The organism is Pseudomonas sp. NPDC078416 (assembly GCF_050268485.1).
GTDB lineage: Bacteria > Pseudomonadota > Gammaproteobacteria > Pseudomonadales > Pseudomonadaceae > Aquipseudomonas.
The window spans coordinates 420,654-435,463 of record NZ_JBNNGV010000001.1 but is presented as its reverse complement, the minus strand read 5'-3'; the positions used below and the strand labels follow the sequence as shown (position 1 = coordinate 435,463).

The window sequence follows — 14,810 nt, the reverse complement described above, 5'->3', positions numbered from 1 at the left end:
CCTGCTCCTACAGACGGCAGCGTCAACTAGACGCCCAGGTAATCCAGAATCCCTTCAGCCGCGTTGCGGCCTTCAAAGATCGCCGTCACCACCAGATCAGACCCGCGCACCATGTCGCCACCGGCGAAGATCTTCGGGTTGCTGGTCTGGTGCTTGAACTGGCCCTGCTCCGGCGCCACGACGCGGCCCTGGCTGTCCATCTGGATGCCCTGCGGATCGAACCACGACGCCGGGCTTGGACGGAAACCGAAGGCGATGACCACGGCATCCGCCGGGATGATCTCTTCGGAACCCGGGATCGGCTCGGGGCTGCGACGACCTCGCGCATCCGGCTCGCCCAGACGCGTTTCGACGACTTTCACGCCTTCGACCCGATCTTCGCCAACGATGGCGATGGGCTGACGGTTGTAGAGGAACTTCACGCCCTCTTCCTTGGCGTTCTTCACTTCCTTGCGCGAGCCGGGCATGTTTTCTTCGTCGCGGCGATAGGCGCAGGTCACTGACTTGGCGCCCTGGCGGATCGACGTGCGATTGCAGTCCATCGCCGTGTCACCACCGCCCAGCACCACAACCTTCTTGCCCTTCATGTCGACGAAATCTTCCGGCGACTTTTCAAAGCCCAGGTTGCGGTTGACGTTGGCAATCAGGAAATCCAGTGCATCGTGCACGCCCGGCAGGTCTTCACCGGGGAAGCCGCCCTTCATGTACGTGTACGTACCCATGCCCATGAATACCGCGTCGTACTCTTCCAGCAACTGCTCGACGGTGATGTCCTTGCCGATCTCGGTGTTGAGGCGGAACTCGATGCCCATGCCGGTGAACACTTCGCGGCGATTGCTCAGCACGCTTTTCTCAAGCTTGAACTCGGGGATACCAAAGGTCAGCAGACCGCCGATTTCCGGGTTCTTGTCGAACACCACCGGCTTCACCCCGCCACGCACCAGAACGTCAGCGCAGCCCAAACCCGCCGGGCCTGCGCCAATAATTGCCACGCGCTTGCCGTTTGGCACGACGCGGGACATGTCTGGGCGCCAGCCCATGGCGAACGCCGTGTCGGTGATGTACTTCTCGACCGAACCGATGGTGACCGCGCCGAAGCCGTCGTTGAGGGTGCACGCGCCCTCACACAGACGGTCCTGGGGGCACACGCGGCCGCAGACTTCCGGCAGGGTGTTGGTCTGGTGCGACAGCTCGGCAGCCGCAAGGATGTTGCCCTCGGCCACCAGCTTCAGCCAGTTGGGAATGAAGTTATGCACAGGGCATTTCCATTCACAGTACGGGTTGCCGCAACCCAGGCAACGGTGCGCCTGATCAGCCGACTGCTGCGGCTTGAAAGGTTCGTAGATTTCCACGAACTCTTTCTTGCGTTGACGCAGCAGTTTCTTTTTCGGGTCTTTACGCCCGACTTCGATGAACTGGAAGTCGTTACTGAGACGTTCAGCCATGGTGTTAAAACTCCTGACTACAGCCTCAAGCGTCACGCTTGAAGCTGCAAGAAAATCATGTTCGCAGGCACTCGCGCGCTGCCGTTAACTTGCGGCTTGAAGCTTGCCGCTCGCAGCTGCTGTTATTGCGGATTCGCGCGGGTGCTGGACAACAGCGACTTCAAGCTCGCGGCCTTTGGCTTCACCAGCCAGAAGCGGCGCAGGTAGTCGTCCAGGTTTTCCCAGAGGTTGCGGCCCCATTCGCTGTCGGTTTCGGTCACGTATTCGGCCAGCACGCGCTCCAGGTGGCTGCGATAGGCTTCCATCGCTTCGCCGCTGATGCGCTGAATCTCGACCAGTTCGTGGTTGACCCGGTCAACGAAGGTGTTGTCCTGATCGAGCACGTAAGCGAAGCCGCCGGTCATGCCTGAGCCGAAGTTGTAGCCGGTCTTGCCCAGGACGCAAACGAAACCGCCGGTCATGTATTCGCAGCAGTGGTCGCCCGTGCCTTCCACGACGGTGTGGGCGCCGGAGTTGCGCACCGCGAAACGCTCGCCCGCCGTGCCCGCCGCGAACAGCTTGCCGCCGGTCGCGCCGTACAGACAGGTGTTACCGATGATGGCGCTGTCCTGGGTTTTGAACGGGCTGCCTTTCGGCGGCACGATCACCAGCTTGCCGGCGGTCATGCCTTTGCCGACGTAGTCGTTGGCGTCGCCTTCCAGGTACATGTTCAGGCCGCCGGCGTTCCATACGCCAAAGCTCTGCCCGGCCGTGCCCTTGAAGCGGAAGGTCACCGGCGCATCGTTCATGCCCTGGTTGCCGTGGAGCTTGGCGATTTCGCCGGAAATCCGCGCGCCGATGGAGCGGTCGCAGTTGCAGATGTCCAGTTCGTAGTCGCCGCCGCTCTTGGCCTGAATGGCGGAGATCGCCAGTTCGACCATCTTCTCTGCCAGCAGGCCCTTGTCGAACGGCGGGTTGCGCTCGACCTGGCTGAACTGCGGTTTGTCGGCCGGAATATGGTCGCTGCCCAGCAGCGGCGTCAGGTCCAGGTGCTGCTGCTTGGCGGTTTCACCCGGCAGGATCTCCAGCAGATCGGTACGCCCGATCAGTTCTTCCAGCGAACGCACGCCCAGCTTGGCCAGCCACTCGCGGGTTTCTTCCGCCACGTAGGTGAAGAAGTTGATCACCATGTCGACGGTGCCGATGTAGTGGTCTTTGCGCAGCTTGTCGTTCTGGGTCGCCACGCCGGTGGCGCAGTTGTTCAGGTGGCAGATGCGCAGGTACTTGCAGCCCAGCGCAATCATCGGCGCGGTGCCAAAGCCGAAGCTTTCGGCGCCAAGGATTGCCGCCTTGATCACGTCCAGGCCGGTCTTCAAACCACCGTCGGTCTGCACCCGAACCTTGCCGCGCAGGTCGTTGCCGCGGAGGGTCTGGTGGGTTTCGGCCAGGCCGATTTCCCATGGCGAGCCCGCGTATTTGATCGACGACAGCGGCGACGCACCGGTGCCGCCGTCATAACCGGAAATGGTGATCAGGTCGGCATAGGCCTTGGCCACGCCGGCCGCAATCGTGCCCACGCCTGCTTCCGCTACGAGCTTGACCGATACCAGCGCGGCCGGGTTGACCTGCTTGAGGTCAAAGATCAGCTGCGACAAGTCTTCGATGGAATAGATGTCATGGTGGGGCGGCGGCGAAATCAACGTCACGCCCGGCACTGCATAACGCAGCTTGGCGATCAGGCCGTTGACCTTGCCGCCCGGCAGTTGCCCGCCCTCGCCCGGCTTGGCGCCCTGGGCGACCTTGATCTGCAGCACATCGGCGTTGACCAGGTACTCAGGCGTCACGCCAAAACGGCCGGTCGCGATCTGTTTGATCTTGGAGCTGCGGATGGTGCCGTAGCGCGCCGGGTCTTCGCCGCCCTCACCGGAGTTGGAGCGCGCGCCCAGGCGGTTCATCGCCTCGGCCAGCGCTTCGTGAGCTTCCGGCGACAGCGCGCCCAGCGAGATGCCCGCCGAGTCGAAGCGCTTGAGAATGCCTTCCAGCGGCTCGATTTCATCGATGCCCAGCGGCGTGTCGAGCTCTTTGACCTTGAGTAGGTCACGAATCATCGACACCGGACGGTTGTCCACCAGCGCTGTGTATTCCTTGAACTTGCTGTAATCGCCCTGCTGAACGGCGGCTTGCAGCGTCGCCACCACATCGGGGTTGTACGCGTGGTATTCGCCGCCGTAGACGAACTTCAGCAGCCCACCCTGCTGGATCGGCTTGCGCGGACTCCAGGCTTCGAACGCCAGGGCTTTCTGCTCGGCTTCGATATCGACGAAACGCGCGCCCTTGATACGGCTCGGCACGCCACGGAAGCTCAGGTCGCAGACTTCTTCCGACAGGCCGATGGCTTCGAAAAGCTGCGCGCCTCGGTACGAAGCGACGGTCGAGATACCCATCTTCGACAGGATCTTGAGCAGGCCTTTGGTGATGCCTTTGCGGTAGTTCTTGAAGACTTCGTAGAGATCGCCCAGCACTTCCCCGGTACGAATCAAATCGCCCAGCACTTCATACGCCAGGAACGGATACACCGCCGACGCGCCGAAGCCGATCAATACGGCGAAATGATGCGGGTCACGCGCCGTCGCGGTCTCGACAAGGATATTGCTGTCGCAGCGCAGGCCTTTTTCGGTCAGGCGATGGTGCACCGCGCCAGTGGCCAGCGATGCGTGAATCGGCAGTTTGCCCGGCGCGATATGGCGGTCACTCAAGACAATCTGGGTCTTGCCCGAACGCACGGCTTCTTCAGCCTGATCGGCGATGTTGCGCACGGCCGCTTCAAGGCCCATGGCTTCGTCGTAGTTCAGGTCGATGATCTGACGATCAAAGCCAGGACGATCCAGGGTCATCAGCGAGCGCCACTTGGCCGGGGAAATGACCGGCGAGCTGAGGATCACGCGAGACGCATGCTCTGGCGACTCCTGGAAAATGTTGCGCTCGGCACCGAGGCAGACTTCCAGCGACATGACGATGGCTTCACGCAGCGGGTCGATCGGCGGGTTGGTGACCTGCGCGAACTGCTGACGGAAATAGTCGTACGGCGTGCGGACGCGACGGGACAGCACCGCCATCGGCGTGTCATCACCCATGGAGCCGACCGCTTCCTGACCCTGCTCACCCAGCGGGCGCAGGATTTGATCACGCTCTTCGAACGTGACCTGGAACATTTTCATGTACTGCTTGAGCTGATCCGGATTGTAGAACGCCGAACCGTGGTCGTGGTCTTCCAGCGTCGCCTGAATACGCAGGGCGTTCTTGCGCAGCCATTGCTTGTAGGGGTGGCGCGACTTCAAACGGCTGTCGATGGCGTCAGTGTCGAGGATCTGGCCGGTTTCGGTATCCACAGCGAAGATCTGACCCGGACCGACACGGCCCTTGGCGATAACGTCTTCCGGCTTGTAGTTCCACACGCCGATTTCCGAGGCGAGGGTGATGTAGCCGTTCTTGGTGGTGACCCAGCGCGCAGGGCGCAGGCCGTTGCGGTCCAGCAGGCAGACGGCGTGGCGACCTTCGGTCATGACGATGCCGGCCGGGCCGTCCCACGGCTCCATGTGCATGGAGTTGAATTCGTAGAACGCGCGCAGATCCGGGTCCATGGTTTCGACGTTCTGCCACGCCGGCGGCACAAGCATGCGAACGCCCCGGAACAGGTCGATGCCGCCGGTCACCATCAGCTCAAGCATGTTGTCCATGCTCGAAGAGTCGGAGCCCACTCGGTTGACCAGCGGGCCCAGCTCGTCGAGATCCATCAGGTCGTTGGTGAACTTGGTGCGACGGGCCTGGGCCCAGTTGCGGTTACCGGTGATGGTGTTGATCTCGCCGTTGTGGGCGAGGAAGCGGAACGGCTGAGCCAGCGGCCATTTTGGCAGCGTGTTGGTCGAGAAGCGCTGGTGGAACACGCAGATCGCGGTTTGCAGGCGCTCGTCGTTGAGGTCCGGGAAGAATGCCGTGAGGTCACGCGGCATCATCAGGCCTTTGTAGATGATGGTTTTGTGGGAAAAGCTGCAGATGTAGTGGTCGGTGTCGGCGGCGTTGGCCACCGAAGAGCGACGACGTGCACAAAACAGCTTGATCGCGAACTCCTGATCGCTCAGGCCTTCGCCGCCGATGAACACCTGCTCGATTTTCGGCAGACGCTCAAGGGCAAGACGACCCAGGACGCTGGTGTCGATCGGCACCTGGCGCCAGCCGATCAGGGTCAGGCCGGCCGCGAGGATTTCACGGTTCATGTTTTCGCGGGCCGCTTCGGCCTTGGCGTCGTCCTGATTGAGGAAGACCATACCTGCGCAATACTGGCGCGGCAGCTCGACGCCAAAGTGCTCGGTGGCCACCGCACGCAGGAAGGTGTCAGGTTTTTGCATCAACAGCCCGCAACCGTCACCGGTCTTGCCGTCGGCGTTGATACCACCACGGTGGGTCATGCAGGTCAGGGCTTCGATCGCCGTCTGCAACAGGTGATGACTGGGCTCGCCTTGCATGTGGGCGATCAGGCCGAAACCACAGTTATCCTTGAATTCTTCTGGATGGTACAGACCTGCTTTCATAGACACATTCTCACCAGGCTGCCTCTTAACGAGGCAAATTTCTTTTCAATTCAACCATTTACCATCCACGCCGAACGTATGCCGGCTTTGCGGGAGCAAAAGGGAGGTCATTGTACACAGCGACATAAGTCCTCACAAATTTGACGACGAAGTGTCGCAAATTTATGTCGCATTCATGAAAGGTTTTATATCGATTCTCGTGCTAGCCGGAGCTTTTTTGCGAGTCTGACCAATGAGAGCCCGAAGATCAATGCGTGTCTGAGACGCAGACACCACAAGGCGCGCTGCTCGTTGGCAGCACGCTCATGCGTGATTTCGGGAGGGCCAAGCGAGGGACCTGGATAAGGTCCCTGCGTCATTAGCGGGCGGCGGCGAGTTCCTGTTGGATACTGCCGACGGTACGAGGCCAAGGTTTACCAGCCTGAACCTTCTCTGGCAAGGCCTTGATAGCGGTCAGTGCCGCATTGCGGTCAGCGAAGCTGCCGTAAGTCACCACGAACAGAGGCTTGCCCTGCAGGGTTTTCTTGAAGTAACGGTACTCGGCGCCCTGCTCTTTCACGTAGCTCTGAGCGGTAGCTTCAGAGCTGGTGCCGAGGATCTGCACCACGTAGTGCGTCGGTGCCTGACCCGCGTACCAACCGCTGCCAGCCGCGCCAGAGGCTGCAGCGGCTGGTTTGGCCGCCGGTGCCGGGGCAGGTTTGGCGGTGGCCACTTGAGTCGGCGCTGGCGCAGGTTTCGCGGCAGGGGCCGGGGCAGGCGTTGGCTTGGCGGCAGGGGCCGTACGCGTTGCCGGGACCGGCTGCTGCGCCACGGTCGGCGCAGGACTTGCCGTCGCGCCCACCGGTGGCGCAGTGGTGGTCACGGTCGGCGGCTGCAGCGATTGATTGGCCGCAGGGCCGCCATCTTCGCCGTCACCCTCGCCCGAACCCGCCGCTTCCGCCAGCGGCGCGCGGGTCGCCGGTTGCGAGCCGTTCATCGGCAGCGGCATCGGTTGCGAATTACCGGCAAACTCGATGGCCGGGCCTCCGTTGTTCGATTGTTGCGCCGGCGCCTGGCCCTGACCCAGAGGCAGTTGAGCCTGAGAGTTGGCTGGCGCAGTGGCAGGTGCGTTGCTGCGGCCTGGAATCAGCCACGCCGCGAGAACGGCTGCGACCACAACCCCACCCAAAGCCAACACGTGTTTCTTAGGCATTTTGAACCCCATACTTGGACGCTTGACCGCAGAGCGGCTGGCAATCATGGCTTCGATCATCGAATCGCGCGCGACCTGATTGATCGCGCCTGGCCATCCACCGGACTGCTCGTGGATATCAGTGATCTGTGCGGCGCTGAACAACTCAACGCCCTGCCCTGCGCCATCAAGACGCTGAGCCAGATACTCACGGGTTTCTTCTTCGGTATACGGCGCCAGCTCGATAACGTGGAAGCGTTCTTCCTCGGTACCGCTCTCGGCGCACAGCTGATCCAGGCGATCAATGATCGAAGCCTCGCCGAACAGGAAGACATGCGGACGCCCTTCCGGGGTGCCTGCTGCCAATCCCAACAACGCTTCGAGTGCGGATTCGCCCAGTTGTTCGGCATCGTCCACCAGGATGTAAACTTCCTGACCGGTCAGCGCCAACTGCACGACCTGCGCCAGGATCGGGCGCATTTCTGCTTGAGCGACGTTCAGTGCCTGGGCCACCTGGCGCAACACGCCCGTCGCATCTCCGGCGCCACGGGCCGACACCACCACGCTCTGCACCGACTGCTTGTTGGTGCTCGCCACCAGCGCCTGACGCAACAGCGTCTTGCCACTGCCGTGCGGCCCCGTCACGACCAGCAACAGCTGGCTGTAGCGCGCGAGGTGATGCAGCTGGCCCAGCACGGGCTTGCGCTGTGCGGGGAAGAACTTGAAGCCGGGAACCCGCGTTGCAAAGGGGTCATGACTCAACTGGTAATGACCGAGGAAGGCCTCATCGGCGTGCAAACTAGTCATGGATTTCTCATTAACCTCTAAGCTGATCCACCAAGGCGCGGTAGTCCGCGACCAGTGTGGCCTGTAGTACTTCTTGTGGATATTCGTCAGTTACCACTGCTTCACCGATGCGACGCAACAGCACCAGGCGCAGACGACCGTCAATGACCTTCTTGTCCACCGCCATGTGCTCGAGGAAGTGCTCGGGCGTCATGTCTTCCGGCGGAACCACCGGCAAGCCGGCGCGCTGAAAAATACGGATGCCACGGTCACGTTCCTGCTCGCTGATCCAGCCCAGACGCGCCGACATCTCCAGCGCCATCACCGTGCCTGCTGCCACCGCCTCGCCGTGCAGCCACACGCCGTAACCCATGTGGGTTTCAATGGCGTGGCCGAAGGTGTGGCCGAGGTTCAGCGTGGCACGCACGCCGGACTCGCGCTCATCGGCGCCAACAACCGCAGCCTTGGCGGCGCAGGAGCGCTCGATCGCCGTGGTCAGCGCGGCCTGATCCAGCCCGCGCAGTTTGTCCACATTCTCTTCGAGCCACGTCAGGAAGGGTTCGTCACAGATCAAACCGTATTTGATGACCTCGGCAAGCCCGGCGGACAGCTCGCGCTCAGGCAAGCTGTTCAGCGACAACGTGTCGATCAGCACCGCGTTGGGCTGGTAGAACGCGCCCACCATGTTTTTGCCCAGCGGGTGATTGATGCCGGTTTTGCCACCGACCGAAGAATCGACCTGTGAGAGCAGTGTGGTCGGCACTTGAATGAATTCGACGCCGCGCTGGTAACAGGCAGCGGCAAAGCCGGCCATGTCACCGATGACGCCACCGCCCAGCGCAATCACAGTGGTGCGGCGGTCGTGGCGTGCGGTGAGCAGCGCATCGAAGATGGTTTGCAGGGTTTCCCAGTTCTTGAAGGCTTCACCGTCGGGAAGCACGATGGGCAAGACGCTGTAACCGGCGAGGGATCGGGTGAGGCGGTCCATGTAGAGCGGCGCAACGGTGGCGTTGGAGACGATCGCCACCTGCTTTCCGGCTATGTACGGCTTGAGCAACTCGGGCTGATCCAGCAAGCCTTCGCCGATGTGGATCGGGTAGCTGCGTTCGCCAAGCTCGACCTTGAGTGTCTGCATGTGTCCCCACGCTGTTAACAATTGGTTGCCTGTGCGGGTCTTGAAAAACGCCGACACCGGCTATGGCGCAAGGCCATGTAGCGACCCCACTTTTTATGGTCGCCGAGGATAGCGCATTTCCGTCTGCGCTTTAACGGGGAGGAAGCTCGGCCAGCAGGGCGAGGATGTCGATAACCACCATTCGCGGCGGCCGCTCATCGGTTTCGATGATGACATCGGCGATCTCGCGGTACAGCGGATCGCGGATGGCCAGCAGTTCGCGCAACACGCGCGCCGGGTCAGCAGTGCGCAGCAAGGGGCGATTGCGGTCCCGCGAGGTCCGGCCTACTTGCTGCTCTACGGAAGCATGCAAATAGACCACCCGACCACCGGCATGCAGGGCACGACGGTTTTCTTCGCGCATGACTGCGCCACCGCCGGTGGCCACGACCACGCCGTCCAGAGCACAGAGCTCGGCGATCATCGCCTGTTCACGATCACGAAAGCCCGCTTCACCTTCCTTGTCGAAGATCCAGGGAATATTGGCACCCGTTCGCAGCTCGATTTCCTTGTCGGAATCCTTGAACGGCAGTCGAAGCTCTTTGGCCAGCAAGCGACCGATGGTGCTTTTGCCAGCCCCCATCGGCCCCACAAGAATTAAATTTCGCACAGAATCAACGACTCACAGCAATCGCCTGGTTATTCATGATACGCGGAGTGAGAAACACCAACAGCTCGGATTTTGACTCCGAAACCACATCGCGCCGGAAAAGGCGGCCAACATACGGTACATCGCCCAAAAATGGCACCTTGTCGACGACTTTACTCTGCGTATTCGAGAACACGCCACCAATTACGATGGTCTCTCCGTCGGCCACAAGGACCTTGGCGTTGACTTCGTTTTTCTTGATCGGTGGCACACCCAGCACCGTGTTCACGTAGTCCGGCTCATCCTTCGTGACCTTGACCTCCATGATGATGCGGTTATCTGGCGTGATCTGCGGAGTCACTTCCAGAGACAGCGACGCCTCTTTGAACGACACCGAGGTCGCGCCGCTGGAACTGGCTTCCTGATAAGGCACTTCCGTACCTTTCAGGATTTTCGCGGTCTCCTTGTCCGACGTAACGACCTTCGGCTGCGAGACCACTTCGCCGTTGCCGCTCTTCTCCATCGCGGTCAGCTCAAGGTCGAGAATCGTGTTGTTGGTCAGAAAGCCCAGGCCGATCGACGAGGTGGCATCCGTCACGCCCATATCGACGTAGGGACCATTGGTCGCTGATGCACCCGAGACCGTGCCATTACCGCCAGTAGTGAAATTGCCCTTGTTGCTCGAACCACCCCAGCGCACGCCCAGGGCCTTGTCGTAATCGACGTTGGCTTCAACGATGCGTGCCTCGATCATCACTTGCCGTACCGGGATGTCCAGTTGCGACACGATGCGGCGCAGCTCGTCCAGACGATCCTGGGTCTGGTAGGCAATGATGTTGTTGGTGCGCTCATCGACCGTGATCGAACCACGCTCGTCGGTCTTCGATTCAGCGCTGGTCACTGACTGAAACAGCTTGGCAATGTCAGCAGCCTTGGCGTAGTTCACTTGCAGCAACTCGCGACGCAGCGGGGCCAGCTCTGAAATCTGCTTGAGGGATTCCAGCTCCTGACGCTCCCGCGCGGCGATCTCGTCAGCCGGTCCGACCAGCAAAACGTTGCCGATCTTGCGCTTGTCCAGGCCTTTGGTCTTGAGCACCAGATCCAGCGCCTGATCCCATGGCACGTTCTGCAGGCGCAGGGTGATGCCGCCTTGAACGGTGTCGGAGGCCACCAGATTGAGGTTGGTGAAATCAGCGATCAGTTGCAGCACCGAACGCACGTCGATGTCCTGGAAGTTCAGCGACAGCTTCTCGCCGGTGTAGACCAGTTTTTCCGAGTTGCGGCGCTCCTGATCTTCGTTGGTCAGGGGACGCACGCTGATGGTCAGCTTGTTGTCGGTCTGGTAAGCGGAGTAGTCGAACGCACCGGACGGCTCGATGGAAATACTGGCCTTGTCACCCGTGGCGCTGGAATTGACGAACTGCACCGGAGTCGCGAAATCCTTCACGTCCAGACGCACGCGCAGCGGTTCAGGCAATTGCGTTTTGGCGAAGTCGACGCGGATCTTGCCGCCCTGCTCCTGAATGTCCGGGGCAATGCCGGTGTCGCTCAGTTCGATGATGACGTTGCCTTCACCCAACTCGCCGCGCTGGAAGTCGACGTTTTTCACCGACCGTGGGCCTGGCGTATACGAACGGGCAACGGGTTTGGATTGCGCGGCAGGTCCGCTCGGCACACTCACTCGCGCCGCGCCCATGGCGGTGCTCGGTTGCGAGCTCTGGGCCGCAGCGGCGCCCTGGCCCACGACCACGAACAGGTTGTTGCCGTCGACACGCGAGCTGTAGGGCGCAAGCGTGGTGAGGTTGATGATCACCCGCGTACGGTCCTTGGCTTCGACGACCACCACACTGTGGGCGTTGCCTGAACCCAAGTCACGGCTCTTGATCGCCAGTTGGCTGGTCACCCCCGGCAGGTCCAGCGCAATGCGCGCCGGTTGCTCGGTGGTGTAGCCGCGCGGCGCCGCCACCGGACCGTCGAAGGACAGTTTCAGTTCGACTCGATCCCCCGGCAATGCGGCGACATCCAGCGTCTTGAGGTTAGCCGCCTGGACAACCGGTGAAAGCATCGCCATCCCTAGCGACAGGCCGATAATCGAAAGAATCCTGTTCATGTTCACATTCCACCACTGTGCAGATCCGAAGGTGCTTCGCTTGCTTGCCGTCTTCATGAGCGTTCCTTGAGGGAAATACTGAGCGGACGCTCAAGCCAGGCCCCCTCTCCATCCGGAACGATTTCCATCACTTGCACCGCCGAGTCGGTGATCGCCGTAATCCGGCCATCGTTACGTCCCAGGTAATCGCCCACTTTCACCCGATGCACGCCACCCGCCCCGCGAAGCAGTGCGAACGTGCCGGTTTCATTGCTCAACGTGCCGACCATTTCAAAGGAGTCGATGTTGAAGCCTTCGAGGAACTGCTTCACCCGCGTCGGATCAGGCTGCACCAGGTGCGAGCCCTTTGGACGGTTGACCAGATCGATCTTGATCGGCGGCTGAAACGGACTCCGCAAACTGGCCGCCGCATAGGTAAAGGCCTCATACGGCCTGAACTTGGGCATCGGCTCAATGGTTCCCACTGGCCGCGCGCGCACCTCGGCCATGAACTGCTTGAGATCATCAAATTCGTTCGAGCTGTCGCAACCCGCGAGCCCCATCAGCGTGATGCCGACGCACAACCAACGCATCGCCCTCATTTCGCTGGCCCTTTCGTATCAACGTTCTGAAGACCTTTGTCGTTATAGCGGTAGGTCTTGGCAAGGATGCTCATGCGCAGCTTTCCGGGGGACTTGGCGTCCAGCGGTTTGATCTCGAAGTCATGCAGCGTCACGATTCGCGGCAGGCTGGCGACGCCACTGGCGAAGGTCGCGAGGTCGTGATAACTGCCTGTCACGGTAATCTGGATCGGCAATTCGATATAAAACTGCTGAGCCTCTTCAGGGAGCAGCTTGATCTCCTCGAACTCCAGGCCGCTGCCCAGACCGGTGCGGGTGATGTCTTCCAGCAGGCCGGGGACTTCGGTGTCACTTGGCAACTGCCGCAGCAAGGCGCCGAAGGTGTTTTCCATTTCCACCATCTGGCTCTTGTAAGCCGCGAGGTTGGCAGCCTGATATGCCTTGGTCGCGAACTGCTCTTTCAGCGCCGTCTCTTCGCCACGGGCTTGATCGAGCTGAGCCTGCATGTCCTGGATATAGAAGAAGTACCCACCGGCCAGCACCAGCGCCAGCAACAGCGCGCCGGCGATGGTCTTCACCGCGGCGGGCCATGAACCCAGGTTATTGATGTCCAGGTCGTTGATGTCGATCTTTTTCAGGCTATCGAGCCAATCATTCATGTTCATGGCCTGACCCCCTCAACCGCTGGCTGCGTCTGACGCACCGTCAACTGGAAGGTGTTGGTCTGATCCACGCCGCCCGCCGCAGTGTTTGCCTTGACCTCGGTGAGACTCGGCGACTCCAGCCAGTCAGATGCATCCAGATTACGCAGCAGATCCGAGACCCGGTTATTGGATTCGGCAGCGCCGGAAATGCTGATCATCTGCCCGGTCATCTTCACGTCGTTGAAATAGACGCCATCGGGAAGGGTGCGAGCCATCTGATCGAAGATGCGCCCGATGATCGGCCGGTTGCCCTGCAGGTCCTGAATGATCTTCATCCGCTCCAGCAGTTGTTTACGACGTGCCTTGAGCTCGCTGATCTCCTTGATGCGCGCGTCGAGCTGGACGATTTCGGTTCTGATGAACTGATTGCGGGCGTTTTGATGGGCAATGGCACTGCTCAAATATTGATCAGCTAAAAGAATGGCGCCGATGCCCAGCACCAGCACACCCACCAGCGCCAGGATGAAGCGCTTCTTGCGCTCCTCGCGCTGCTGTTCACGCCAGGGAAGTAAGTTGATTCGTGCCATTAGTCGAAGCTCCTCAGGGCCAGACCGCAAGCGATCATCAGTGCGGGAGCATCGCTGGCGAGTGCGCCGGCGTTGACCTTGGCGCTCAGCGCCATGTCAGCAAAGGGGTTTGCCACCAGCGTCGGCGTGCCGAGACGTTCCTGGATCAGGCGATCGAGGCCCGAGATCGAAGCCGTGCCGCCGGCCAGCATGATGTAGTCGACGCGATTGTACTGTCCGGCCGCGAAGAAGAACTGCAGCGAACGGGACACCTGTTGCACCACAGCGTCCTTGAACGGCTGCAGCACTTCCATGACGTAGTCGTCGGGGAGCCCGCCCTGCTTTTTCGCAAGCCCGGCCTCGCCCACGGACAAACCATAACGGCGCTGGATCTCTTCGGTGAGCTGGCGACCGCCAAATAATTGTTCACGGGTATAGATGATGCGGCCATTGTGCAGCACGCTGAGGGTGGTCATAGTCGCGCCGATGTCGATGACGGCGACCGTCAACTGCTCGTGGTCCTGGCCCAGCTGCGCAGACAACAGCCCGAACGAGCGCTCCAGCGCATAGGCTTCGACATCGACCACACGAGCCGTCAGACCGGCCAGTGCCAGCGCGGCTTCGCGTACTTCGACGTTTTCCTTGCGGCAGGCGGCCAGCAACACTTCGACGCGTTCGGGATTGCGCGCCGAATAGCCCTGGACTTCGAAATCGATGGCGACTTCTTCCAGCGGATAGGGAATGTACTGATCGGCCTCGATTTTGAGCTGGTTTTCCATCTCGTCGTCGGAAAGGCCTGCATCCATCTCGATGGTCTTGGTAATAACAGCCGAACCGGCGACGGCAACCGCCGCGATTTTGACGTTACTCTTGGCTTTTACGAGCAGACGCGTCAAAGCACTGCCGACACCTTCGAGCTCCGCGATGTTCTTTTCGACCACTGCGTTGGCGGGCAGTGGCTCGACCGCATAAGACTCGACCTTGTAACGGTTGCCGGACCGACTTAGCTCCAGGAGCTTGACCGAGGTGGAGCTAATATCGATCCCTAGAAGGGTGTTGGCCTTCTTACTGAAGAGTTCGAACACAACCGATTCCCTATGCGTTTCCGTCACTTACGGATGATTTCTAGTCCAGTGCCACTGTCGGCTGACTTGACAGTAGCGCAAATAACGCTCGACGACGAAAAATGCTTATAAT

The 14,810-nt window shown here is 60.8% G+C and carries 10 protein-coding genes; all 10 read right to left on the bottom strand.

Going from position 1 to position 14,810, the window contains the following annotated elements; genetic code table 11:
- Positions 1 to 26: 26 nt before the first annotated feature.
- The 10 genes from ACQKEN_RS01995 to ACQKEN_RS01950 all read right to left on the bottom strand — a co-directional run bounded on the left by ACQKEN_RS01995 (position 27) and on the right by ACQKEN_RS01950 (position 14,698).
- Positions 27 to 1,445 (bottom strand): FAD-dependent oxidoreductase, encoded by a 1,419-nt coding sequence (locus ACQKEN_RS01995; RefSeq protein WP_346629398.1) that lies wholly within the window; start codon positions 1,443 to 1,445, stop codon positions 27 to 29.
- Between the two features lie 122 nt (positions 1,446 to 1,567).
- On the bottom strand, positions 1,568 to 6,013 hold the full coding sequence (gene gltB / locus ACQKEN_RS01990; RefSeq protein ID WP_427683790.1) for a glutamate synthase large subunit: 4,446 nt from the start codon (positions 6,011 to 6,013) through the stop codon (positions 1,568 to 1,570).
- A 358-nt stretch (positions 6,014 to 6,371) separates the two neighbouring features.
- Positions 6,372 to 7,991, bottom strand: coding sequence for an SPOR domain-containing protein (locus tag ACQKEN_RS01985; RefSeq protein ID WP_427683275.1), 1,620 nt, complete (start codon positions 7,989 to 7,991; stop codon positions 6,372 to 6,374).
- A gap of 10 nt (positions 7,992 to 8,001) precedes the next feature.
- Positions 8,002 to 9,105 carry a 3-dehydroquinate synthase gene (gene aroB / locus ACQKEN_RS01980; protein WP_427683273.1) on the bottom strand — a complete coding sequence of 368 codons (1,104 nt, stop codon included), beginning with the start codon at positions 9,103 to 9,105 and terminating at the stop codon, positions 8,002 to 8,004.
- 130 nt (positions 9,106 to 9,235) lie between these two features.
- Positions 9,236 to 9,754, bottom strand: coding sequence for a shikimate kinase AroK (gene aroK, locus ACQKEN_RS01975; RefSeq protein WP_427683271.1), 519 nt, complete (start codon positions 9,752 to 9,754; stop codon positions 9,236 to 9,238).
- A 4-nt stretch (positions 9,755 to 9,758) separates the two neighbouring features.
- Positions 9,759 to 11,843: a type IV pilus secretin PilQ gene (pilQ, locus tag ACQKEN_RS01970; protein WP_427683269.1), complete on the bottom strand. Its 2,085-nt coding sequence runs from the start codon at positions 11,841 to 11,843 to the stop codon at positions 9,759 to 9,761.
- A 53-nt stretch (positions 11,844 to 11,896) separates the two neighbouring features.
- Complete coding sequence (locus tag ACQKEN_RS01965) at positions 11,897 to 12,424, bottom strand: pilus assembly protein PilP (protein WP_427683267.1); 528 nt, start codon at positions 12,422 to 12,424, stop codon at positions 11,897 to 11,899.
- Positions 12,421 to 13,068, bottom strand: coding sequence for a type 4a pilus biogenesis protein PilO (gene pilO / locus ACQKEN_RS01960; protein ID WP_346629402.1), 648 nt, complete (start codon positions 13,066 to 13,068; stop codon positions 12,421 to 12,423). The genes ACQKEN_RS01965 and pilO overlap by 4 nt, the downstream gene beginning before the upstream one ends.
- On the bottom strand, positions 13,065 to 13,634 hold the full coding sequence (locus ACQKEN_RS01955; protein WP_427683265.1) for a PilN domain-containing protein: 570 nt from the start codon (positions 13,632 to 13,634) through the stop codon (positions 13,065 to 13,067). The genes pilO and ACQKEN_RS01955 overlap by 4 nt, the downstream gene beginning before the upstream one ends.
- Positions 13,634 to 14,698, bottom strand: coding sequence for a type IV pilus assembly protein PilM (locus tag ACQKEN_RS01950; RefSeq protein WP_237253552.1), 1,065 nt, complete (start codon positions 14,696 to 14,698; stop codon positions 13,634 to 13,636). The genes ACQKEN_RS01955 and ACQKEN_RS01950 overlap by 1 nt, the downstream gene beginning before the upstream one ends.
- Positions 14,699 to 14,810: the final 112 nt, after the last annotated feature.

Coding starts and splice junctions, on each gene's coding strand:
- ACQKEN_RS01955 (WP_427683265.1), bottom strand. CDS start 13,634: ATGGCACGAATCAACTTACTTCCCTGGCGTGAACAGCAGCGCGAGGAG.
- ACQKEN_RS01965 (WP_427683267.1), bottom strand. CDS start 12,424: ATGAGGGCGATGCGTTGGTTGTGCGTCGGCATCACGCTGATGGGGCTC.
- pilO (WP_346629402.1), bottom strand. CDS start 13,068: ATGAACATGAATGATTGGCTCGATAGCCTGAAAAAGATCGACATCAAC.
- ACQKEN_RS01995 (WP_346629398.1), bottom strand. CDS start 1,445: ATGGCTGAACGTCTCAGTAACGACTTCCAGTTCATCGAAGTCGGGCGT.
- pilQ (WP_427683269.1), bottom strand. CDS start 11,843: ATGAACAGGATTCTTTCGATTATCGGCCTGTCGCTAGGGATGGCGATG.
- ACQKEN_RS01985 (WP_427683275.1), bottom strand. CDS start 7,991: ATGACTAGTTTGCACGCCGATGAGGCCTTCCTCGGTCATTACCAGTTG.
- aroB (WP_427683273.1), bottom strand. CDS start 9,105: ATGCAGACACTCAAGGTCGAGCTTGGCGAACGCAGCTACCCGATCCAC.
- gltB (WP_427683790.1), bottom strand. CDS start 6,013: ATGAAAGCAGGTCTGTACCATCCAGAAGAATTCAAGGATAACTGTGGT.